The sequence below is a fragment of the Sulfurospirillum arcachonense DSM 9755 genome, assembly GCF_000597725.1.
GTDB classification, from domain to species: domain Bacteria; phylum Campylobacterota; class Campylobacteria; order Campylobacterales; family Sulfurospirillaceae; genus Sulfurospirillum_A; species Sulfurospirillum_A arcachonense.
This window is the reverse complement of record NZ_JFBL01000003.1, coordinates 90041-112751: the sequence shown is the minus strand read 5'-3', so window position 1 is coordinate 112751 and position 22711 is coordinate 90041. Positions and strand designations below refer to the sequence as shown.

Annotated in this window: 22 protein-coding genes; 8 read left to right on the top strand and 14 right to left on the bottom strand. The window is 30.4% G+C overall.

Annotated elements, in window-relative coordinates; translation table 11 throughout:
* Positions 1-53: 53 nt before the first annotated feature.
* Genes K354_RS0103640 through K354_RS0103630 form a run of 3 tightly spaced genes read left to right on the top strand, consistent with a single transcriptional unit; the run spans position 54 to position 4097 of the window.
* Entirely contained in the window at positions 54-2609 is a 2556-nt protein-coding gene (locus K354_RS0103640; protein ID WP_024954155.1) for a molybdopterin-containing oxidoreductase family protein, read from the top strand.
* Entirely contained in the window at positions 2606-3412 is an 807-nt protein-coding gene (locus K354_RS14580; RefSeq protein ID WP_024954154.1) for a 4Fe-4S dicluster domain-containing protein, read from the top strand. The genes K354_RS0103640 and K354_RS14580 overlap by 4 nt, the downstream gene beginning before the upstream one ends.
* The gene (locus K354_RS0103630; RefSeq protein ID WP_024954153.1) at positions 3405-4097 is read left to right on the top strand and encodes a cytochrome b/b6 domain-containing protein; all 693 of its coding nucleotides are present in this window, start codon (positions 3405-3407) and stop codon (positions 4095-4097) included. The genes K354_RS14580 and K354_RS0103630 overlap by 8 nt, the downstream gene beginning before the upstream one ends.
* 174 nt (positions 4098-4271) lie before the next feature.
* On the opposite strand, the gene K354_RS0103625 is transcribed toward K354_RS0103630, so the two are convergent.
* From K354_RS0103625 to dut, 3 genes are all read right to left on the bottom strand, one after another.
* Positions 4272-4817, bottom strand: coding sequence for a hypothetical protein (locus tag K354_RS0103625; protein ID WP_024954152.1), 546 nt, complete (start codon positions 4815-4817; stop codon positions 4272-4274).
* Between the two features lie 73 nt (positions 4818-4890).
* Positions 4891-5652, bottom strand: coding sequence for an EI24 domain-containing protein (locus tag K354_RS0103620; protein ID WP_024954151.1), 762 nt, complete (start codon positions 5650-5652; stop codon positions 4891-4893).
* Entirely contained in the window at positions 5652-6344 is a 693-nt protein-coding gene (gene dut, locus K354_RS13875) for a dUTPase (protein WP_037940171.1), read from the bottom strand. Before dut ends, K354_RS0103620 begins: the two co-directional genes overlap by 1 nt.
* A gap of 296 nt (positions 6345-6640) precedes the next feature.
* Between dut and K354_RS14575 the strand changes: the two genes are divergently transcribed.
* Positions 6641-7024 carry a DUF1294 domain-containing protein gene (locus tag K354_RS14575; protein WP_024954150.1) on the top strand — a complete coding sequence of 128 codons (384 nt, stop codon included), beginning with the start codon at positions 6641-6643 and terminating at the stop codon, positions 7022-7024.
* Positions 7021-7455: a pyridoxamine 5'-phosphate oxidase family protein gene (locus tag K354_RS0103605; RefSeq protein WP_037940169.1), complete on the top strand. Its 435-nt coding sequence runs from the start codon at positions 7021-7023 to the stop codon at positions 7453-7455. Before K354_RS14575 ends, K354_RS0103605 begins: the two co-directional genes overlap by 4 nt.
* Here the strand turns inward: K354_RS0103605 and K354_RS0103600 are convergent.
* Together K354_RS0103600 and luxS are read right to left on the bottom strand one after the other, a co-directional pair.
* Positions 7452-7793, bottom strand: a complete 342-nt coding sequence (locus K354_RS0103600; protein WP_024954148.1) for a hypothetical protein — start codon at positions 7791-7793, stop codon at positions 7452-7454. The two genes, K354_RS0103605 and K354_RS0103600, sit on opposite strands and share 4 nt — an antisense overlap.
* A 239-nt stretch (positions 7794-8032) precedes the next feature.
* Positions 8033-8536 carry an S-ribosylhomocysteine lyase gene (luxS, locus tag K354_RS0103595; protein ID WP_024954147.1) on the bottom strand — a complete coding sequence of 168 codons (504 nt, stop codon included), beginning with the start codon at positions 8534-8536 and terminating at the stop codon, positions 8033-8035.
* Positions 8537-8593: 57 nt separating this feature from the next.
* Here luxS and K354_RS0103590 point away from each other — a divergent pair, with 57 nt between their 5' ends.
* The 3 genes from K354_RS0103590 to K354_RS0103580 all read left to right on the top strand — a co-directional run bounded on the left by K354_RS0103590 (position 8594) and on the right by K354_RS0103580 (position 11268).
* Positions 8594-9355: a hypothetical protein gene (locus K354_RS0103590; RefSeq protein ID WP_024954146.1), complete on the top strand. Its 762-nt coding sequence runs from the start codon at positions 8594-8596 to the stop codon at positions 9353-9355.
* Between the two features lie 96 nt (positions 9356-9451).
* A complete protein-coding gene (locus tag K354_RS0103585; protein ID WP_024954145.1) occupies positions 9452-9646 on the top strand; it encodes a hypothetical protein in 195 nt (64 codons plus the stop codon).
* A gap of 236 nt (positions 9647-9882) precedes the next feature.
* A complete protein-coding gene (locus tag K354_RS0103580) occupies positions 9883-11268 on the top strand; it encodes a PhoH family protein (RefSeq protein ID WP_024954144.1) in 1386 nt (461 codons plus the stop codon).
* A 37-nt stretch (positions 11269-11305) separates the two neighbouring features.
* Here the strand turns inward: K354_RS0103580 and nifJ are convergent, their stop codons facing one another.
* From nifJ to K354_RS0103535, 9 genes are all read right to left on the bottom strand, one after another.
* Positions 11306-14863 (bottom strand): pyruvate:ferredoxin (flavodoxin) oxidoreductase, encoded by a 3558-nt coding sequence (nifJ, locus tag K354_RS0103575; RefSeq protein WP_024954143.1) that lies wholly within the window; start codon positions 14861-14863, stop codon positions 11306-11308.
* Between the two features lie 193 nt (positions 14864-15056).
* Complete coding sequence (locus K354_RS0103570) at positions 15057-15680, bottom strand: HAD family hydrolase (protein WP_024954142.1); 624 nt, start codon at positions 15678-15680, stop codon at positions 15057-15059.
* A 36-nt stretch (positions 15681-15716) separates the two neighbouring features.
* Complete coding sequence (locus K354_RS0103565; protein ID WP_024954141.1) at positions 15717-16520, bottom strand: mechanosensitive ion channel family protein; 804 nt, start codon at positions 16518-16520, stop codon at positions 15717-15719.
* Between the two features lie 11 nt (positions 16521-16531).
* The gene (locus K354_RS0103560; protein ID WP_024954140.1) at positions 16532-17563 is read right to left on the bottom strand and encodes an OmpA family protein; all 1032 of its coding nucleotides are present in this window, start codon (positions 17561-17563) and stop codon (positions 16532-16534) included.
* 11 nt (positions 17564-17574) lie between these two features.
* Positions 17575-18165 carry an OmpA family protein gene (locus tag K354_RS13865; protein ID WP_024954139.1) on the bottom strand — a complete coding sequence of 197 codons (591 nt, stop codon included), beginning with the start codon at positions 18163-18165 and terminating at the stop codon, positions 17575-17577.
* A gap of 48 nt (positions 18166-18213) precedes the next feature.
* Complete coding sequence (locus K354_RS0103550; protein ID WP_024954138.1) at positions 18214-19713, bottom strand: peptide-binding protein; 1500 nt, start codon at positions 19711-19713, stop codon at positions 18214-18216.
* A 52-nt stretch (positions 19714-19765) separates the two neighbouring features.
* On the bottom strand, positions 19766-20527 hold the full coding sequence (locus K354_RS0103545; RefSeq protein ID WP_024954137.1) for an ABC transporter ATP-binding protein: 762 nt from the start codon (positions 20525-20527) through the stop codon (positions 19766-19768).
* Complete coding sequence (locus tag K354_RS0103540; protein WP_024954136.1) at positions 20524-21567, bottom strand: FecCD family ABC transporter permease; 1044 nt, start codon at positions 21565-21567, stop codon at positions 20524-20526. The genes K354_RS0103545 and K354_RS0103540 overlap by 4 nt, the downstream gene beginning before the upstream one ends.
* Entirely contained in the window at positions 21564-22604 is a 1041-nt protein-coding gene (locus K354_RS0103535) for an ABC transporter substrate-binding protein (protein WP_024954135.1), read from the bottom strand. Before K354_RS0103535 ends, K354_RS0103540 begins: the two co-directional genes overlap by 4 nt.
* Positions 22605-22711: the final 107 nt, after the last annotated feature.

Here is a 22711-nt window from a genome sequence, read left to right as displayed (position 1 = left end):
TCTTTAAGAAAATTTCTAAAAGTAATTTATAAATCTATTTTAAGGATGGAAATATGGGCACTACTTCAAGAAGAAAGTTTCTTAAAGGAAGCGTTTCAACAATTGCTGGCGTAACCTTAGGTGGAAAAACTGTCAGTCAAGCCAAGACAGTCACAAATGCTGATTTTGGAATTGAAAAAAAGGTTCCACTACTTTGCCGCATGTGTGCACAAAAATGTCCTGCGATAGCTACAGTACGTAATGGTAGACTAGTTCGCATGGAAGCAAATATGGATACTCCATATGGTGGTCTTTGTGGACGTGGACGAGCTGCTATGGGCACACTGTACGATCCTGATCGCATTAAGACTCCTCTGATTCGTATAGGAAAACGTGGAGAAGGTAAATTTAGACAAGCTTCATGGGATGAAGCACTTAATATGGTTTCAGACAAAATGAAATCTCTTGCAGCTAAAGGTGACCAAAAATCACTCGCATATCTTCCTCGTTTTAGTAGTGCTCCATTAATGGATGCAGAGTTCTTTAAATTGTATGGAACGCCCAATAAAGTTGGTTATGGCGATACATGTTTTGCCAATGGTCTTACGGTTGGATTGACTTCTATTATTGGTGGTAAACTTGATTCTGGTATTCCTTCAGTAGGAACAGGAACACTTAGTCCTGATTACGAAAATGCAAAATATGGTGTACTGCTTCAAAGGAATCCTGGAGGAGGACTTGTTTGTCACGCATGGGGAAATATGTTTGGACGTGGTAAGCGAAATGGCATGCAACTTACTGTTGTAGACCCTCGTAAGCCATCAGAAGCAGGTGAAAGTGATACTGAATGGTTATCCATAAGACCTGGTACTGACGCAGCATTTTTACTTGGGCTTATGAATGAAATTTTTAAAAATAAATACTATGACATCAATTATTTGGAAAAATATACCAATGTAGATATGCTTATAAATACTACTACAGGACTACCTGTTATCACTCAAAATATTGAAAAAGAACACAAAGGTAAAAAAGTTACTATTACAGATTATTTAGTTTCTACAAAAGATGGAAATAAATTTAAATCAGCAAATCAAAAAAGTAATTTATTTGGAAAATATGAAGTTGAAGTTGATGGGCAAACTATTACATGTAAAACAGCTTTACAACTTATGATTGATTCTTGCAAAAAATTTTCTCCCGAATGGGCAGAAAAACAAAGTACGGTAAATGCTAAAAATATCCGTGAATGTGCAAAAAAACTTCATGATGCAAAACCTGCGTGTTTTATTGAACGTGGATATAGATCAGAACGTTATGCTTCAAGTATGCGTGAAAAGATATTAATTACTCAAATAAATGTATTGATGGGATCGCTTGGTCAAAAAGGAGGAGTATTTTATAATCGTTCTGTTAAAACAGGATCTTTCATAAAAGATATTCCACATATTCAAGATAAATCAGTTTCAAAGTGGTATATAAAAAACGATGTTTCACGAGCATTTATGAGTAGCAAATACTACCGCCGTACCTGGATAGAAACTATCTTAAGTGAAAAACCATATAAACAAAGAATGGCTGTATTTTATGGTCAAAATATTATTGGTGGATCTTCTGGAAGTGAAAAAATTGTAACTGCACTAAATAAACTAGAAACCATTGTATGTATCTCTCCTTTTTGGAATGAAACTACGATGTATGCTGATATTATTTTACCTGATTGTACTTTTATGGAAAGAGATGAAGCTTTAAATACAAAATACAAAACTCCTATTCCTACGATAGGTGTCAATCGTAAAGCGGTTGAACCACTTTATGAGTCTAAAGATGGTTACTGGATTATTAATCAATTGGCAAAACGTGTTTTAGACCCTCAATTATATGAAAAACATTTTGATGCATATAATAAAGAAGGCATGATGGCTATTTGGAAAAAACAGTATGCAGGTTTACATGGTATGAGTGCCAAAGAACAAAAAACGCTACCGCCACTTGAATCTATTCTTGAAGGACAAATATGGACTGGTGAGCAAAAATATGGTATTAAGACCAAAGGTACTCCTACTGGAAAAATTGAACTTTATTCTATGTTTTTAGCACAGCAGTATATCACTCTAAAAAACAGAGGGTATGATAGACTTGAGCAATCTTCACCCCTTCCTGTATTTGTAAAACCATTTTGGATAGAAAAAAAAGAAAAGCTCTCAAATAGTGAATTTATACCAATAACTGGGTTTCATCCTTTAGGAAGTTTTACAGGACAACAAACTAAAAACAATCTGCTTCTAAGTACCATAAATCAAGAAAACAATACTGATGCAGCCTTTATAAATACTCAAAAAGGTCTTTCATTAGGGCTAAAATCAGGTGATATTATAGAAGTTTTCAATATTGATAAACCAAATCTTATCATTAAAACAAAAGTTATACTTAGCCAAACAGTCCATCCAGATGCTCTTTTTTCTTACTATGGGATGGGTGCTGGTTATTATAATAGTGTTGCTAAAAAGCTTCATAATACAGATGACATGGGAATTAATCCAAATCATATTTCAAATTTTACATTTAATCCTTTGACAGCAGGTCAACCAGGTCAAGATTTTATAATTAGCATAAGGAAATCAGTATGAGTATTCAAATAAAATGTTATGACACGACACCCTGTATACGTTGTTTTGCTTGTATGATCAATTGTTCAGTAGAAGAGCGTTTACGTCTTCAACGTGAAAATGCAATTGGCATGGAAAAAAGTGTACAACATACTTTGGCACATTTAAATCATCTTAGTCCTAAACGTACGGAGATTGGTATATATCCAGAAGCACGACAAGTAACTGCATTTCATCATTGCAATCACTGTGAAAATTCACCATGTGAGGAAATTTGCCCAACAGGAGCAATAAGTACAAGAAAAGGTGGTGAAGTTGTTATCAATGAAGATATTTGCATAGGATGTAAAAGCTGCGGTGATGCTTGTCCTTTTGATGTACCAAAGTATAGTACGAGCAATGAAAAAGCATATAAATGCCATGGCTGCTATGATAGAGTTGAAAATGGCATGAAGCAAAGTTGTGTAGAAGCATGTCCAACTCAAGCTATGTTTTCTGGTCCTACTGATGAAGTACTAAATGAAGCAAATCGTAGAGCAGCACTTTATACATCCACAACAGGAAATAAGTATGTTGTGTATGGTGCAGAAAAAATAAATAACTTTGTTGGAGAGCTTAGATGGATTACAATTGTTCCTGCCTCTGATTTAGCAGCGTATCAACTTGATACTGCTCCTAACAGAACAGCAATACAATGGCGTGACTATGCAAAAGTTGGTGGTGGGGCACTTGCTGCTACTGCGATTATAGGAACTACAGCTCATCTTATATACTGGCTAGACAAAAGAAAGAAAAAAATAGCTGAAGGAGAAATTCATGAATAAGAAAATACAAGCATATAATTCTTTAGAAATGTGGTTTCATAAACATTTGATACATCTTATGGCTTTTTTAATTATTTCCGGATTGCCTATTTTGTCCAAAAGTTTTAATTTTATCGCTTATGGTGTAGGTATCCCAATAAACTGGTTTACAGGCAATGGACAAACAGATCATATCCTAGCTTCAGGTATTTCATTTTTAAGAGTTATTCATCTAAGCAGTGGTTTTTTACTTACTATTGTAATAATACCATTTATTTTTTCAATGCTCAAAAAAATCAATACATTAAGTATTTGGCCAGATAAGTGGGGTGTTCAAGCTTCTGTAGATGGATTAATAGAAATGAAAAAAAACTATATTGATTTAGAACATGCTGAATTTGGAAAAATGAATATAGGTCAAAAAGCAAGTGCTTGGGTAATGGCAATTTGTACAGCAGCTTTAATGATTTCTGGATATTCGCTTCTTTTTAGAGAACTCTTTAGTGCTGAAACAGCTTCACTCATACGCGCTATTCATGCCATAAGCTTTATTGTTTTGGCGGTTGTTCTTATCATACATATTTATTTTGCTACTCATCCAGCAAATAAAGCTGCGTATAAAGCAATGTTTAAAACGGGTGAAATGGATGAAGAGTATGTTAAGGAACATCACAGTCTTTGGTATAAAAAACTTCACAAATTATAAATTTCTTCTTTTTATTAAGCCCTCATTTGTAAAAGTCGATGAGGGCATAATTGTAATCAAAAAATACCTCAATAACAAAAAGAAGAAAATTTGGATTATGTTATATTTATGGAAATAAAATGCTATATGGCAGAATCAGTATTATTCTAAAATCCACCATATGCATAAATTATGCTAATTTAATTTAACTGTTCTTCTGATTAAAGCCATATTGTTCATAACACGATGATAATATGGATAGTTATAATTTCCACCATTATATCTACTAACTGTTCTAAAGTAGTTATGTTTCGTATACTCATTTAGCCAAACTATAAATCTGACTGCAACAGTCACGTTAAATCTATCGTCACCTAAAAGTTTATTGACAAGTTTTATATCACTCATGTTTATAACTTCTGTCCAGTTTAGTTTGTTTGCTAAAAATTTCGCAGTTTCAAGTCTTACTTGCATAATTCCTAAAGAAGCATTAAATATATTGGGGTCTTTTCCTATATCTCCAACTTTAAATACACCTGCACTTGTCTCTGTAAGACAAATTGCCATTGCTGTATTTTCAAAAGTTTCACCAGTATTATTAGGATACTGAAGGGCTACCTCATGTACCATTTTTAGTGTTTCTAGTTGTTTATCTGAGAATGTAGCGGCATGTAAACCACTACTAAAAAGTACAAATAGTATAATACTTCTTAGGAATAATGATAAAATTTCTTTTTTCAAAATTAGTCCTAAAAATAAAATGTCGGGTATTATACTGAACTTATATTAAATATCCAATAAATTTAAAAATTAATTATATATTTTCTATCTTATTGTTACTAGTAGATACAATAGCTTGTGATTTAGAAAGTATAAAATGACTTAAATAAACTACAAAAAATACTTGTAGAAGAAGCCCCAATAAAGGTATCAAAGATAAAAGAAAAAATATACCCATTACTATTAAAAGATATACTCTATTTTCTTTTATAATTTTTTCCGCATCATCACTTATTCCTACTGAGACAAGATCATACATCATAAGTCTATAAAAAAGATAAAAAAATGGTAATTGAAAAACCATAAAATTAAATAATGGAATAAATAAAAATGGTAAAGAACATAAAAGGAGTAATAAAAATTTCATAAAAATTTTAAATATATGCCATAATGAGAAAATAATACTATCTGCTTTAGCAGGTTTTACATGTGAATAATTTTTTTCTCTTACATTTTTTACAATTAAAGGAGTCAATAATCCTACTGTAATCACTGCTATTACTAAAGAAAAAAGAACTACACCAAAAGAACCAAGTAAAACAAAAAGAGTCATCACAATCCAGTGAACTACACTAAAACTTAAAAGATATGCAAAAGTAGGATATTCACTCTCATTTATATAAGAAAAGTCCCCGCTCACAGAGCCATCTCTTAAAAGAACAAACAGTTCATTACTTCCATATAAAAAAATAGCTCCTAATACTAAAATAGGAATTATAAAAGGGGTCAAAGACATAAAAAGAAATTTTTGTGAAAAAAAATCTTTTGTTGCCTTTGTTAAAGTCATTTCATGCATTAGTTTTTATATACCTTTTCTAGCGCAGCATAAAGTTCTTTTGAACCCAAACTTTCATTATCCAAAATTTCAAGCATAACTTCATTATCTTCTTTTCCATTCCAAACTTTCTTATATGTTCCTTCTTTATAGCCATGGTCTTGACGAAACTGATTTAAAACATTTTTTGCTATATAAAATTTATACAAAGTTTTTAAATCTACTCCACATTTTAAAGACATAGAAAAATACTCTTTTAACAAACCATCAAATAAATCTATATGAGAAGTTGTTGTCATATGCATAATTGATTCTATATCGTTTATAAGTTCCATAGATTGAGCAGCATCACGACTTCCAGCTTCTTTAGAAAATCTTTCAAATCCTTGAACATCTAAAACATCGTCTACTAGTTTATCTAAATCTCCTCTATCATTTACTTTATAATCTTCTAAAAGTAAACTCATCACAAAATGCCAGATATCCACTACTTCAATAGTAGCGTTATCCCAATCTGTTGCTTTATTTATATCTTTCCAATGCTTCCAATTAAAACTATCTATTAATTCAGCACTTTCCATATAAATACAGCGTCTCCAATTTATAATACGGTCATTTTTTGTATATCCATTTTCCCAACCAATACCATTAGTCTCATCATTTAGTTTTTGCTGAAGGGCAAACATTTCTTTTACATACTCAACGTTTGTCATTATCTTCCTTCTTAAGTAATTTTGTAAGTAATTCTACCAATACTTTCAATAATTATAGTAACTCTTCAATAAAAATATTTCTAAAATATATATTTTATTACTATCGAAAACATTTGTATAAAATTACCTCTTTGTAAAAGTAGTTATATTAGCATTATTTTGGTTCAATTGTCTTGAAAGAAGCATTAAATAGCTCTATAATTCTTACTACAAAACAATAATGTAGAAAAAATTAACATATTATATATCCATACAATGGTTATAAAATATGCTATACTCAACAAAAAAGAGTTTTTATGTGTTGTAATGGTTTTCGTATAATTCTCATGTTTTCTTTAGCTGCTTTATCTTTTGTATTTAACAGCTTCATACCTTCAATTCCTGTTATAGTTTGGTATCTTGTTTCAATCAATATATTTACTTTTTTACTTTTCATTATTGACAAATACCATTCTATAAAAGAGAGAAAACGTGTTCGTGAACTCTCACTTCATTTTTTTTCAATAGCAGGTGGTTTTATAGGTGCTTTTTTAGCAATGATTTTAGTAAAACATAAACTAAGAAAAAAAGTTTTTTTATTGTGGCAAAGCATTATCTCTATTATCTGGATTATTTGTATAATATATGTCATTAATAATTTAGAAATTATACAAAATACGTTACAAAGCTTAAGTAAATGATAAATGAAAAAATAATTGAATTTATCAAGGAGCATCATTTACTCAGTCTAGCAAGTACTTATGAAAACAAACCCTATAGTGCAAGCTGTTTCTACGCTTTTTCAACTAAAGAAACCAAATTTATTATTGCTTCGGATGAATCTACAAAACATATAAAACATTTACAAGAAAATCCAAATTTTTCAGCAACTATCGCTCTTGAAACAAATGAAATAGGTAAGATTAGAGGGTTACAATTAACAGGAATTATAAAAATAGCAAACACGAAAGAAAAAGCACTCTATATAAAAACATTCCCCTATGCTTTAGCATTAAATCCAACTTTATGGACTTTACATGTAGAGTTTTTAAAATTTACTGACAATAGATTGGGATTTGGAAAAAAATTAATTTATAAAAAAGAAGGGGCTAAATTAGCCCCTGTTAATTAGCACGATGGAACGTTTCCACTATCACTTGCATATTCTATACAAAAATCTGAAATATGCTTCATGTACTTATTCTTAAACTTATCACCATTAAAGAATTTTTCTAACTTTGGATACTTAGTTGAGTATTCAGCAATAAACTTTGCGCCACCATCTGCAAAAAGAGTTTTCCACTCTTCTTGAGTATGTTGTACTGCAAACTCTGAACCTTTTAAACTTGTTTTCTTTTTCAAGAATTTCAAGTAATACTTTTGTCCTTTAGCTGCATCAGCAAATGCTGACGAACTCATCATTCCCACCATCATAAAAGCTGTAATTAATAAAGCCAATAATCTTTTCATTTCATCTTCTCCTTCGATTTATTGAATAAAGTATATTACACAAAAGTGAATTAATTGTGTATTAAATGTAAAATAAATTTATCCTTATAAAAAGAATAAATTAACAATTTCCATATTTAATCTATATTAAATAAAGCATATATACATTGACAGTACAGCTATGACGTAAAAATATTCCCTAAAATTTACATTCAATTACAAAATTTAGTCACTAAAAAGTTTCTTCAACTAATTATAAATTAATTTACCTTACTTGGATCTAACTTTAAATCTTGATTACTCATAACTCCTATCTCTTTGCTTAAAATATTATTTGCAATTTGTTTAGCATCTTCTAATGAGTGCATTTCACAAGTTCCGCACTGATAAATATTAAGCTCTGGAATATCTTCTTGTTTTTGTACATTCAAAATATCTTCCATCGACTCTTTCCAAGCACGAGCAACTCTTTGCTCATCAGGAGATCCAAGTAAACTCATATAAAAACCTGTTCTACATCCCATTGGCGAAATATCTATAATCTCAACTCCATCACCATTTAAATGCTCTCTCATAAAGCCTGCATAAAGATGCTCTAAAGTATGAATTCCTTCACTCGAAAGAATATCTTCATTTGGTCTACAAAATCTTAAATCAAATACAGTAATTGTATCATTTGATGGTGTTTTCATCGTCTTTGCAACTCTTACTGCAGGCGCAGGCATTTTTGTATGGTCAACCATAAAACTATCTAATAATGGCATTATATATCCTTGTTTTTATTTGAATTATATCACATAAATTATGATATAATCCTCACTATGAAATTTATATCTATATTACTTATGATTATGATTTTTTCCGGTTGCACAAATTCTCAACAAAAAATTAAAGAACTGTTTCAAACAGATAATGCAACGCATCTGAAAAAAGACTATTACGAGATGGTAAAACTTCTTATTAGCTATAAAAAGAAACTTGATGCTAGAAATCCTAAAAGTTTTGACAAACAATATGCCCCTTACATATACCAAGAACTAAACAATAATACAAATAAACTTTTTTTAAAATATGAAAATAAATACATATCAGACTATAACCAATATTTAAAAATTGCTCTTGATAAAGAAAAACCTATCAAAAATCGCAACGATTATCTAATCTTAGGTATTTATAAATATATGTACAAAGCATATCAATTAAATGAATCTCATCAAGTTACAACACTCTCCTATGATAAAAAATCTCTAGAATCTCTCTATTATGCACTCAAAGTTTTAAGATGGCAAATTAGAACAAAAAAAGACATCAATAATAAATATCTTTTTTTAACTTGGCAAAATAATTGGCAAATAGAATTGCAAGAGAATATAAAAAATGGTGAAAAACCTTCTTGGGAACTTATTCAAAAACTTCAATATATAGCTAACGAAAAAGAGAGTATTTACTCCAGTTCAAACTTTAATTTTGAAATTATTCTTACTCAAATGATTCATCATGTTAAAAATTCTCTTATTATCATGGATAATGAACCTCTTGATGTAAGTATAGAAGCAATGAAAAGTTTAATATTTTTCTTATAAATTTATGATAGTTATTATCACTTTGTCTTGACTTATTTCATTTCATTTTTTATTTTACTGATGTATAATCTAAAAAATTTCAATAAAGGAATAAAAATGCAAATTGATAACATACAAGTATGCAATGTTTGTTTTAAATCAAGTCAAGATGAAAAAGATGCTGTGTTTATTAAAGCGACTAAAAGTGGGGAAGCTGTAGAGATATGTACAAACTGTATTCCTCATATTATTCATGGGAGTGGTGATGTTGTAAAATCTAATAATGAGGCAAAAACTCAAATAAATTTATAATATAACTTTGAACTATGAGACTCTTTTTGTTATAATTATTAATGATAGAATTGACAAAAAGAGTTTTTATGAAACAAAATACGTCTACTACTACAATAACAAAATACTTTCACTACTTACTAACTCTTTTACATCAACAACTTATTCATTTTAACTTTTTACTAAAAAATAAAAAGGTATTGTTACTATAAGGTAATTATTTAAACATACAATAAATTAAACTATAAAGGATATGCATGTCCAGCAAAATTTACGTTCTTGATACAAATATCATCCTCCATAATAACCATATGATAAAAGAGCTCTCAGATAATGGCAATAATATAATTGTTATTCCAGAAACTGTTTTAATTGAATTAGAAAATTTTAAGAAAAATTTCACTGAACTTGGTTTCCAAGCTAGGACCTTTGCAAGGATGTTAGCTGCGAGTAAAGTAAGTGAAGTTGACTTTAAAAATAACTGCCGTATTGTTAAAATGAAACTAGATGACATTAACTTACATCTTTTTGCAAAAGTAAAATACGATTCAGATATAGATACAAATCATTTAGATGAATCAAATGATAAACGTATAGTAGAAGTAGCTACGGCATCACAAGATTACTATAAAGGACAAAAGATTGTTTTTCTCTCTTTAGATGTCTATGCTCGTATGTTTGGTCTTCTTGCTAATGTAAAAGTTGAAAGCCTTAGAGAAGACAGAAGTGATGTTCCAGCATTTCAATTTATTAAAACTCTTAGTTTAGACTCTAGCTACTTTAATACAATCAATAATAAAGATATTAGAGACTATGATGAAGAGTATAAATATGGAAATTATTCATATGAATTTGTATCAGATGATGGCAATACTTTATATGCGGTTATATCTCCTAGTGGTCTTATACATGTAATAGATGAAAATGAAGATTTTAAAGGTTTAGAAGTAAAACCAATTAATTTAAAACAGAAATTTTTTATGAAATCAATTTTAAGTAATATTTATGATATTCATATAGTTGATGCAAGAGCTGGTAGTGGTAAAACACTTATGGCTTTTACTGCTGCAATGAGACTTATAGATAAAGGAAATTATGAAAAAATTGTCTATGTAAGAAACTCTATAGAAAGTGTTGATAAAGGAGCAGATGTTGGATATTTAGCGGGTAATGATGAAAAGTTCAGAATATACAATATGGCACTCTTTGATACACTTGAGTTTATTGCCAAAAAAAGATTAAGAAAAAAAGAAAATGTAGATATGCAAATGGCAATAGAAAGTAAAATTGAAGAAATGATGGGAAAATACCACATAGAAAAACTTTGGCCAGGAGAAGCTAGAGGAAGAACTCTTAGCAATGCTATAGTTATATTGGATGAATGGCAAAATAGCTCAAATAATACAACCCAGCTTATATTATCTCGTCTTGATAACAACTGTAAAGCTATAGTTATTGGTTCAAACAGACAAATTGATAATATGTATTTAAACAGATACAACAATGGTCTTACATCTTTGTTAAAGCAAACACAAAATGAAAAAAACCCATTGCCTCTCTTTGCAATAGAATTAGATAAATCTGTTAGAGGAAAATTTTCACACTTCGCAGATGAAGTGTTTGGTAAAGTAGAAAAAAATTAGGAAAAAATGGAGAGGATTTAAAATCCTCTCCGTTTTATTAAGCGTCTAACTCATTTGAAAAGTCAGCACTTGCTAAACGATTTAACTGTCTCCATCTTCTTTGAGCATCTTTTTTATTTGCATCAAACAGTGCTTGTGCATGCTCTGGATTTGATTTTTTAAGTGAAGCATATCTTACTTCGTTCATTAAGAAATCTTCATAAGAATCCCAATCTGGCTCTTTACCTGTTATTTTAATAGGATTTTTACCCTCAGCTTCAAGTCTTGGATCATATGTATAAATTGGCCAGTAACCACATTTAGTAGCAAGTTCACCTTGATTACCTGAATTACCCATACCACCTTTAATACCATGAGCAATACATGGTGAATAAGCGATGATTAATGATGGTCCATCATAAGCTTCAGCAGCTTCAATTGCTTTAAGTGTTTGTGCTTGTGAAGCATTAGAGTTAATTTGAGCTATATATATATTTCCATAAGTCATAGAGATATAACCTAAATCTTTCTTTTGTGTAGGTTTACCAGCTGCAGTAAACTGAGCAATAGAACCAGTACGAGCTGATTTTGAACTTTGTCCACCAGTATTTGAGTAAACTTCTGTATCAAGAACTAGCATATTTACATTTTCACCACTTGCAAGAACATGATCAAGCCCACCATAACCAATATCATAAGCCCAACCATCACCACCAAAGATCCATTGTGATTTTCTTACAATATATTTTTTCAGTGATAATAACTCTTTTACACCAGGAACATTTTTATTTGCTTCTAGTTGAGGTACTAAAATATCTCTTATTTCTTGAGTTTTCTTTCCATCATTTTTAAATTCTATCCAATCTTTATAAAGTGCTGTTAATGCATTTGGAGTGGCATCCATATTTTCAACCATAATATTTTCAATACGGTGACGCATAGTTTCCATTGCAACTTCCATACCTAAACCAAATTCAGCATTATCTTCAAAAAGTGAGTTTGCCCACGCTGGACCTTCACCTTTATCATTTTTTCTATAAGGAGTAGTTGGAGCAGAACCACCATAAATTGATGAACAACCTGTTGCATTTGCAATCATCATTCTATCACCAAAAAGTTGAGTGATTAGAGTAATATATGGAGTTTCACCACATCCTGGACATGCAGCATGGAATTCAAATAAAGGTTTAGCGAACTGCGAACCTTTAACAGTACTTTTTGAAACAATATCATCTTTGTAAGTTACTTCATTAAATAAGTAATCTGCATTATCTTGTTCACCTGCATCTATTTGCTCTCCAAGTGGAACCATTACTAAAGATTTTTCTTTTGTAGGACAAGCTTCTGCACAAAGATCACATCCTGTACAATCAAGTGTTGAAACTTGGATTTTATATTTAAATCCTTTTAAGTCTTTACCTTTTGCATCAAGAACATGATTTTTAACACCAACAGGAGCTTTTTCTAATTCATCATCATTAATCAAGAAAGGTCTAATTACAGCATGTGGACAAACAAAAGCACATTGATTACATTGGATACAATTTTCTTCAATCCACTTAGGAACCATAACCCCGATACCACGTTTTTCATATTGTGAAGTACCATTTTCAAATGATCCATCTTCATAACCATCAAAAACTGAAACTGGTAAGCTATCACCTTTTGCAGCATTTATTGGTTTAGCAATTTTTTCAACAAAATCAGTTCCAATGTATTTAGCATCTTCTTTTGATTCACTTATATCAAGATTTGACCAAGCAGCATCTACTGGAACTTCTTCAACTCCATTAGCTCCTGTATCAATAGCTTTGTAGTTCATCTCTACAATCTTTTCACCTTTTTTGATATAAGATTTATGAGCAAATTCTTTCATAAAAGTTTGTGCATCTTCAAAATCAATAATTTCTGCAAGTTTAAAGAAAGCTGATTGCATAATTGTATTCGTTCTACCGCCAAGACCGATATCACGTGCAAGTTTAGTTGCATTAATAATATAAAATTTTGCTTTTTTATCAGCTAGTGTTTTTTTAATATGATTTGGCATTTTAGCGATCGTATCTTCCACAGACCAAATAGAGTTTAGTAAAAATGTTCCTCCATCTTTAAGTCCACCAATCATATCATACAGATCAACATATCCAGCAACTGTACAGGCAACAAAATCAGGTTTTGATACTAAGTATGTTGAACGGATTGGTTCTTTACCAAATCTAAGATGACTTCTTGTATAACCACCTGATTTTTTTGAATCATAAGCAAAATACGCTTGTGCATATAAATCTGTTTTATCACCGATAATTTTTACTGAGTTTTTATTTGCACCAACAGTACCATCAGCACCTAATCCATAAAATAAACACTCTTTAGTGCTTTCATGACCTAATGAAAGATTTTCTCCAACTTCTAATGATGTATGTGTAACATCATCAATAATACCTACAGTAAAACTATTTTTAGGTTCATCTACTTTTAAAGCATCATATACCGCTACAATTTGAGCAGGATTTACATCTTTTGATGATAATCCATAACGTCCACCAACTACGATAGGAGCACTTTTTTGTCCATAAAATGCACTTCTAATATCAAGATATAATGGCTCACCAATAGAACCAGCCTCTTTTGTTCTATCAAGAACTGAGATTTTTTTAACAGAATCAGGAAGTACATCCATCAAATATTTTATGCTAAATGGACGATAAAGATGTACCGTAACAAGTCCTACTTTTTCACCTTTTGCTCTAAGCATATCCACTGTCTCTTTTGCAGCTTCAATAACAGAACCCATAGCAATAATAATTCTTTCAGCATCAGGTGCCCCATAATAAGTAAATGGTTTATATTCACGGCCTGTTATTTTTGAAATTTCACTCATATAATCTGCTACAATATCAGGAAGTGCATCATAAAATTTATTTTGAGCTTCTCTTCCTTGAAAATATATATCATCATTTTGAGCAGTACCACGAGTTTTTGGACTTTCTGGGTTCATTGCGTTATCTCTAAACTCTTGAATAGCTTCATGATCAACAAGTCTGTTAAAATCAGCATAATCAATTAGTTCAATTTTTTGAATTTCATGAGAAGTTCTAAAGCCATCAAAGAAATGCATGAAAGGAACACGCCCTTTAATTGCTGCAAGATGAGCAACACCTGCTAAATCCATAACTTCTTGAACTGAACTTGTTGCAAGCATTGCATAACCTGTTTGACGAGCAGCATATACATCTTGATGATCACCAAAAATTGATAATGCATGCGTAGCCAAAGTTCTTGCACTTACATGAATAACACTTGGAAGTAATTGTCCAGCCATTTTGTACATATTAGGAATTTTTAAAAGAAGACCTTGAGAAGCTGTATAAGTTGTAGTTAAAGCACCAGCTTGAAGTGAACCATGAACAGTACCAGCTGCTCCACCTTCACTTTGTAATTCAACTACCTTTACAGGCATTCCAAATATATTCTTTTTACCTTGTGCTGCCCAAAGATCTGTAAAATCTGCCATTGGTGAACTTGGTGTGATAGGATAAATTCCTGCAACTTCTGTGAATGCGTATGAAGCATAAGCTGCTGCTTCATTACCATCCATAGTTTTCATGACTTTTGACATTGCAATTCCCCTTAATTTTTAATTATTTTTATTTATTTGAGTTTCATTTAAGACATTAGTTATTCACTTTTATATAACGTCTATATGATACAGATATATTACTATTTCTTGATTAATATAACTTTAAACAAAAAAGAAATATATAGCTTTAATCATGAAATAATATACTAATTATATGAAAAAAATATAACATTTACTTTATAAGTTGTACTGCATCATATGCATTATCCGCTATAAAATCAGTATGTTTTGCTAACTCTTGTTTCTCTCCATAACCACATAATACAGCTACAGATTTCACCCCTGCACTCTTAGCTGAATGTAAATCAAGAATAGTATCTCCCACCATCCAAGTTGAATCATGTAAAGCATTTAAGTATTGTATTGCTTTAAGAATTGGTTCTGCATGAGGTTTTGGATTTTCTACATTCTCTCGACCTATTAGCACCTTAAAATGATGCATAATCTCCATATGCTCTAAAAGCTCTTGTGAATATCTTGCTGTTTTTGTTGTTACTACACCTAAGGTGGCAAATTTTGCTGCTGCTTCTACAGCTTCACGAGCAAATGGCAAAAGAGTTGTTTTAGCACGAGAAATCACTCTGTAGTGCTCTTTATACGCATTTACATATTCCCATTTATCACCTTTTATACCTAATTTTTCAAACATAATATCAAGAGGATAACCTATAAGAGATTTTATCTCTTCTTTACTAGCAGGAGTTTCTCCAAAACTATCATACGCAACTTCAAAACTTTCTATAATTGCGTCTGTAGAATCTATAAGAGTTCCATCTAAATCAAAAAGTATTGTCATATATACAGCCTTTACATGTAAAGGCTGTATTATATCTTAATTTTTTGAATGAATATCCATTTGAGGATATGGAATAGAAATATTTTTTTCATCAAAAGTTAATTTAACCTTTTCTATTGTATCAAAATAAACTCCCCAATAATCAGAGCTATTAACCCATGCACGTACAACAAAATTTACACTACTATCAGCAAGTTCACTAACAGCAACAAAAGTTGCAGGCTCTTTTAAAACCCTCTCATCAGAGTCAATTATCTCTTGTAAAGTAGCCTTAGCCAATTTCAAATCATCATCGTAACCAATACCAAAAACAAAATCCACTCTTCTAGTAGTTTTTGCTGAAAAATTTGTTATGTTTCCTCCAATGATTGAAGAGTTTGGGATAATAATCTCTTTATTATCCACTGTTTTCATAATCACACTAAAAAGGTTAATCTCTTCTACGATACCACTTTCACCTGCGGCTTGTATAAAATCACCTACTTTAAATGGTCTAAAAAATACAAGTAAAACCCCTGCCCCAATATTCGCTACAGTATCTTTAAATGCTAAACCAATAGCAAAACCTGCAGCTGCTAAAACAGCAACAAAAGAAGTAGTGTTGACTCCTAAAGTATTAAGAGCAGTTAAAACTACTACAACAATAAGTAAACCATATACTATATTTTCTAAAAATTTACTCAAAGTCACATCTACCTTAGATTTTGCCATCATTTTAACAATTACAGAAGTTACAATTGAAGCTACTTTTTTCCCTACATAAAATATAACAATAGCACTAACAATTCTAAAACTATATAAAGTTATAAAAGATGATATTGTATCAATACTAAAATCCATTTTAATCCTTATTATTTATTATAACTAGCATCTACTCTTCTATTTTTAGCTCTTCCATCCTCTGTTTCATTAGTTGCAATTGGTTTTGATTCCCCATAACCAACTGTAGATATTCTCTCTTTTGCAATACCTAAATCAACCAGTACTTTTGAAACAGCCATTGCTCTTTTTTCTGATAATTTTTGATTATATTGCTCTGTTCCTTTTGAATCAGTATGACCTTCTAAAACTACTGTATAATCTTCATTTTCATTCATAAAATCTGCAACTTCTTGTATCTTTATAACATATGAAGATGAAATTTCTACTTTGTCATAAGCAAAATTTACATGTAAACGAACTATTTTCACACAGCCATCTTTATCTACTATTTTCCCCATTTTTGTTGTTGGACATTTATCATTTTCATTTAAAACACCATCTTTATCATCATCTACAGAAATAACTTTTTTTGGTTCTTCTATAACAACTGGTTCAGATTTTTGCTCTACAACTGGCTCAGATTTGATTGGCATCTCATCTTTAACTTTTTTACCAAAAGGGATTACAAAACCTAAGTTATAAAATAGGTTATTATCTCCATCAAAGTTTATTCCATGTCTTACTTCTGCTTTTAATGCAAATTGATCTGTTATCCACTGTTTGACACCTATACCATATTGAAAAAATCCATCATCATCGTTATCAAACATAGGATTTCTATAGTTTTCATAACCAAGTCCAACTAATGCATATAAAGCTGTATCTTTTGCTACATCATACTCTTTTACAAGGTTTACAAAAAACCTATTAATATCTGTATCTTCTGATGAATTGTCATAATCAACATCACTTGATCTCTCAAAACCAACTTCAAACATATCAAAAAATGTGTCTTCTACATAAACACCGTATCTAAGACCTAAATTTAAAGCATTTTCTAAATCTAAATTACCTTCTGCTTTAACGCCACCCACAGTAGCCGTCATTTCTGATTTATAATCACCTTGTCCTGCAAATGCCAAAGTAGTAACAACTACTAAACATAATAATATCTTTTTCATAGTTTTCCTTTTTATTTGTTAAAACTAATGTCAACTCGTCTATTTTGGGTTCTTCCTTCTTCACTATCATTATTAGCAACTGGTTTCGTTTCACCATAACCTTTTGTAACAATTCTTTTATTATCAATACCCTCATTACCTAAAGCAATTGCTACTTTTTTTGCTCTTAACTGAGAAAGTACATAATTATATTTTTCAGTTCCAACTGAATCTGTATGTCCTTCTATAGTAGTAGTTAACGTTTTATTTTGTTTTAAAAATTTTACAGCTTCTTCAATTTCATCTTTATATTCATTTTTGATATTTGACTTATCAAAGTCAAATCTTACATTTAAACGGATAAGCTTAATACAACCATCACTTGTAACTACTTTGCCCTCAGGGGTATCTAAACACTCATCATATTGATCTTGAATGCCATCATTGTCAAAATCATTTTTTATATGTTTTATAATAAAACCATCTGGTCTTTTTGAATCAGGTATCATTGATCCTTCTGTTATTCCAGAGTTTGTTGCACCTTCAACTGTTTTAAAAATACTATTTTGACCTGCAAAAGAAAAAGACAAAAATAGAACCAATAAGATTAATATATTTTTCATAATTTACCCTTAGAATGTATTAATTTAGTCATTTTATCATAAAATGTATTAAGGGTTCTTAACCCAATCTATCAAGTTATGCATCACACCTATGATAGATGGACTTACTGGTTTAATCTTTTTGTTGACTACTGTAATTGAATTAGGAATTACTAAAAACAGATAAGGAATATCATCTGTAATTTCTTTATACATATCTCGATAAATTGCATCAAATTTATCTTGGTCGATAATTTTTTCTGCCTTTTTTATGAGAAAATCTACTTTCTCATTTTTATATCCTATATAATTAAACCCACCTTTTTTACTTGATTCACTATGCCAAATACTATAAGCATTTGCTTTAAGGCCTAAAGACCATGCCATAAGAACAGCTTCAAATTTTCTTGGCTTAACTACAGTATTTAAAAATGCTTGCCATTCCATCACTCTAAGATGCATTATAATCCCTGCTTTTTTTAACTGATATTGCAAAATTTGAGCCGCATAAGCTCCAGAAGAACCAGTATTTGTTGTTAGTGTAAATTCAAAAGGATTTTTATCATCGTAGCCTAATTCTTTTAAAAGTTTTTTGGCTCTATTTATATCTTGTTTGGGTGCTTTTACATCTTTGTTATACGCACCTGTTCCTGGTAGAAAAGGGCCATTACAAACTCTGCCATGACCAAAATAGAGTATATCAACTAACTCTTGTCTATTGATTGCATAACTCAGAGCTTCTCTTACTCTTTTATCTTTAAACTTTTTATTTTTTAAATTCATGCCAACATAAGAGTAAACATGTGCTATATCTTCATAAATATTAAAGTTCTTTTTAAAGTCATCATCTATTTGACGTTCAAATTGCAAAGGTGATAAACTGCCAACATCTAATTTTTTTGATTTGAGCATTAAAAACTGAGCTGATCTATCAGGTAAAAAATGAAATATCATCTTATCAATATTAGGTTTATGTACAAAATATTTTGGATTTGATTGTATTACTATATCACTAGAAATAGAAAACTTTTCCAATGTATAGGGTCCTGTACCAATAGGAGATTGATTAAATTTTGAAGTCATTAAATCTTTTTCATTTTGCAAAATATGCATTGGTAATATCTCCATCATCCAAATATTAAGTGCTTGAAAATAGGGATATTTATATTTAATAACCACTTTGTAATCATTGATTATTTTTACTGATTTTATGTGTGTAAAACTTGCTGCATATGGAGTAAATATCTTTGGGGAGATAATTGTCTCATAGGTAAATAAAACATCTTTTGCAGTAAAAGGCTTCCCATCACTCCATAAGACATCATCCCTTAATTCAAATTCTAACGTAGTATCATCTAAAAATTTATAACTTTTTGCTAACTCCATTTTTATTTTTGCATTTTTATCATAAGAGATAAGTCCATTAAATACCCACCTTGATATTTGTGAACCAATAGAGTCTGTAGAAATTATAGGATTAATCCTACTAGGACTTGCAGAAATTGACATATGCAATACAGAAGAAAAAACAGTACTACATGTAAACATACATAATATAAATATTTTCATGAATCAATTATATCAAAAATAGAGTCCCTTAGTCTTACAATTTATTCTTAAACTAATGATGATGACCATAATAAACAAAGATATGTCCACTTACATAGTACAATTTTGTTTGTATATCAAAAAGTTCTTCTAACATCTTTTCCTCTAACATATCTGTCTTTATATGATATTTAATTTCACCAAGTTTAAGCATTAATAAGGAGTCACAATAATGAATAGCATGTTGTAAATCATGCAGTACTACTAATGTCACTAAATTTTTTTCATATGTTACTTTATGGATTGCACTAAGCATTTCAAGCTGATTTTTAGGATCAAGGTGAGAAATAGGTTCATCAAGTAATAACACATCAGGTTCTTGTAGCATAGCACTAGCTATCATAACTTTTTGTCGCTCACCTCCACTAAGTGTATCAATGCTTCTATGCAAAAGTTTGTGCAAGTCAAACTCTTCTATACTTTGAGAAATCATCTCTTTATCCAATTGGCTTAACATCATTCCACTATAAGATCGTCTACCAAGTTCTAATGATTCAAGTACACTTATTTGAGGAAATGAAGCAAATTGTGAAAGATATGCAATATGTCGTGAAATTTCTCTTGGTTTTAATTTTGAAATGTCTTTTCCATCAAGCATTATTTGTTCTTTTTTTATAGGTAAAATAGCTGCTATATGTTTTAAAAGAGTACTCTTTCCAGCTCCATTTGGACCTATAATACCTACTACTTCTCCTTTTTTGGCTTGAAAATTTATATCTTGTAACAGTGTTTGCTTTGCCAATGTATAATGCAAATCTTTTACATTTAAACTCATTCTTTTATTCTCTTAAGAGTTACTAATAAATAAAGCAATAAAGGGGCTCCTATAAAAGAGGTTAAAATTCCAACAGGTAAAACTATAGGATATAAAAAAGTTCGTGCTAATAAATCAGCTCCTAAAAGTAAAACTCCTCCAAAAATAGCTGAAAGTGGTAATAAAATACTATGACTTGTGCCTATAATCATGCGAACCATATGAGGGGCAATAAGCCCAATAAAACCTATTATTCCAAAAAATGCCACCCCTACAGCTGCACATAAAGATGCAACAATCAAAGCAACCATGCGAAATTTATTCACGTTAACACCTTTATTAAAGGCACTCTCATCACCAAAACACAAAGCATCAAACTTCCAATGGGATACTAGAAAAAAGATACTTGCTGGTATAAAAACCATCAGTAAAATATAAAGAGAAAACTCTCTTGCCCTACTCAAATCTCCAAATGTCCAAAAAAGTGTAGCTGCTGCATTCATTTCATCAGTAAAATACTGTAAAAACATTGTACCTGAATGAAATAGTGAACCTAATCCAACACCAGCTAAAATAATACTAGTTGGATTCATGCCAACTTTGGAACTCATCCAAAGAATACAAAAAGTACATAACATACTAGATGTAAATGCACTTATAGCAATATAAAATTCACCAAAACAACTACTACCTATAGTATATTCTGGTAAAACAATAATAGCAATAGCAGCTCCAAACCCTGCTCCTTGAGAAATCCCAAGCGTAAAAGGTGAAGCCAACGGATTTTGCAAAATACCTTGCATTACTGCACCACTTAACCCTAATAATGCTCCTACCATTATTCCTGCTAATGCTCTAGGTAAACGAATTGAATTTACGATTATTTGAAAAGTTTTATCTTGTTCGCTTAAAGAAAAAAGTTTTGTACTATCTTTCCAAACTATACCAGATGAACCACTAATAAGACTTAAGTACAAAAGTATTAAAAGGATAATAAGGAGTATTAAAAGAACAACTACTCTCTTTTTTTTTCGTCTTTTATATACACTAGAAAGAGTCATACATTTCCTAAATTATACTCAAGTTTATGTAAAAGTACTTTTCCATTTTTTGGATAAAATACTTCATAAATATCTTCAGCTTTCTTATTTATATCAATACTCTCACCTAAATATGTAGCAATTTGCCAAGCAATAACAAGAAGATTTTCTACATTTGTACTATAATTATTAAATCCCAAAACTTCCTTTACATCCATGTTTTTATATGCTTGTAGTGTTTCATACATTGGTTTATTTTTTTTATAATCTTGTGTTATTTTATCATGGCTTTGCATATCTGTAAAAATTACTTCTGGATTTGCTTTCAATAGTGCTTCAAAATCAATAAACTGATGCCCTTTTATTGTACTGTTTTCGAAAACACAATTTTTTTGCCCTAAAAGAACAAAAGGAGGATAATCAACCTCTGTACTTGTAATAGGTTGTATACCTTTATAAGCAACACCACCTACATACAAACTTTTTTTTGAAGGTTTAATTTTAGAAAGTTTTTTTTCTTGAAATTCTATAAAATCTATTATTTCTTTTGCTCTTTCTTCTACATGAGCTATTTGTGATATGAGGTATAAAGAGTTTTTAATCTCATCTAAATTTTTATTTCCTTTACCACCATAAGAGGAACCATAGCTTAAAGCGACTACTGGAATACCAGTTTTTTGTCTAATAATTTCTATTTGATCTTTTTTAATAAATGAAGTAAAAATTACATCAGGATTAACATTTACAAGTGCTTCTAAATTTGGCATCTTTCCAGGACCACCATTTCCAATAAGAGGACGACTATGAGTAAACTTTTCTCCTAAATACATACGATATGGTGATTGAATATTTATTTTACGCTTCATTTGCTCAATTCTCTCAATTCCAATTACTCGATTTTTAAGCCCAAGATATACCCCTAGTCTTAAAGCTCCTGGCCCAATAAATACAAAAGTTTGATTTTTCTTAATATCTACTACTCTTCCCAACATATCCGTATATGGTTTTGCCCATGCATATAATGCTAAAATACTCATTAGAATCAATATTTTTTTCATAAAAAAGCCCTTATAATTAATATTATAAATATGTTATAATTATCAAAATATAATAATTATATTAATTTCGTATTATACTAACATTTAAAAATTAAATACTACTTAAA

Coding starts and splice junctions, on each gene's coding strand:
- K354_RS0103640 (WP_024954155.1), top strand. CDS start 54: ATGGGCACTACTTCAAGAAGAAAGTTTCTTAAAGGAAGCGTTTCAACA.
- K354_RS14580 (WP_024954154.1), top strand. CDS start 2,606: ATGAGTATTCAAATAAAATGTTATGACACGACACCCTGTATACGTTGT.
- K354_RS0103630 (WP_024954153.1), top strand. CDS start 3,405: ATGAATAAGAAAATACAAGCATATAATTCTTTAGAAATGTGGTTTCAT.
- K354_RS0103620 (WP_024954151.1), bottom strand. CDS start 5,652: ATGCATGAAATGACTTTAACAAAGGCAACAAAAGATTTTTTTTCACAA.
- dut (WP_037940171.1), bottom strand. CDS start 6,344: ATGACAAACGTTGAGTATGTAAAAGAAATGTTTGCCCTTCAGCAAAAA.
- K354_RS14575 (WP_024954150.1), top strand. CDS start 6,641: ATGTGTTGTAATGGTTTTCGTATAATTCTCATGTTTTCTTTAGCTGCT.
- K354_RS0103605 (WP_037940169.1), top strand. CDS start 7,021: ATGATAAATGAAAAAATAATTGAATTTATCAAGGAGCATCATTTACTC.
- K354_RS0103600 (WP_024954148.1), bottom strand. CDS start 7,793: ATGAAAAGATTATTGGCTTTATTAATTACAGCTTTTATGATGGTGGGA.
- luxS (WP_024954147.1), bottom strand. CDS start 8,536: ATGCCATTATTAGATAGTTTTATGGTTGACCATACAAAAATGCCTGCG.
- K354_RS0103590 (WP_024954146.1), top strand. CDS start 8,594: ATGAAATTTATATCTATATTACTTATGATTATGATTTTTTCCGGTTGC.
- K354_RS0103585 (WP_024954145.1), top strand. CDS start 9,452: ATGCAAATTGATAACATACAAGTATGCAATGTTTGTTTTAAATCAAGT.
- K354_RS0103580 (WP_024954144.1), top strand. CDS start 9,883: ATGTCCAGCAAAATTTACGTTCTTGATACAAATATCATCCTCCATAAT.
- nifJ (WP_024954143.1), bottom strand. CDS start 14,863: ATGTCAAAAGTCATGAAAACTATGGATGGTAATGAAGCAGCAGCTTAT.
- K354_RS0103570 (WP_024954142.1), bottom strand. CDS start 15,680: ATGACAATACTTTTTGATTTAGATGGAACTCTTATAGATTCTACAGAC.
- K354_RS0103565 (WP_024954141.1), bottom strand. CDS start 16,520: ATGGATTTTAGTATTGATACAATATCATCTTTTATAACTTTATATAGT.
- K354_RS0103560 (WP_024954140.1), bottom strand. CDS start 17,563: ATGAAAAAGATATTATTATGTTTAGTAGTTGTTACTACTTTGGCATTT.
- K354_RS13865 (WP_024954139.1), bottom strand. CDS start 18,165: ATGAAAAATATATTAATCTTATTGGTTCTATTTTTGTCTTTTTCTTTT.
- K354_RS0103550 (WP_024954138.1), bottom strand. CDS start 19,713: ATGAAAATATTTATATTATGTATGTTTACATGTAGTACTGTTTTTTCT.
- K354_RS0103545 (WP_024954137.1), bottom strand. CDS start 20,527: ATGAGTTTAAATGTAAAAGATTTGCATTATACATTGGCAAAGCAAACA.
- K354_RS0103540 (WP_024954136.1), bottom strand. CDS start 21,567: ATGACTCTTTCTAGTGTATATAAAAGACGAAAAAAAAAGAGAGTAGTT.
- K354_RS0103535 (WP_024954135.1), bottom strand. CDS start 22,604: ATGAAAAAAATATTGATTCTAATGAGTATTTTAGCATTATATGCATGG.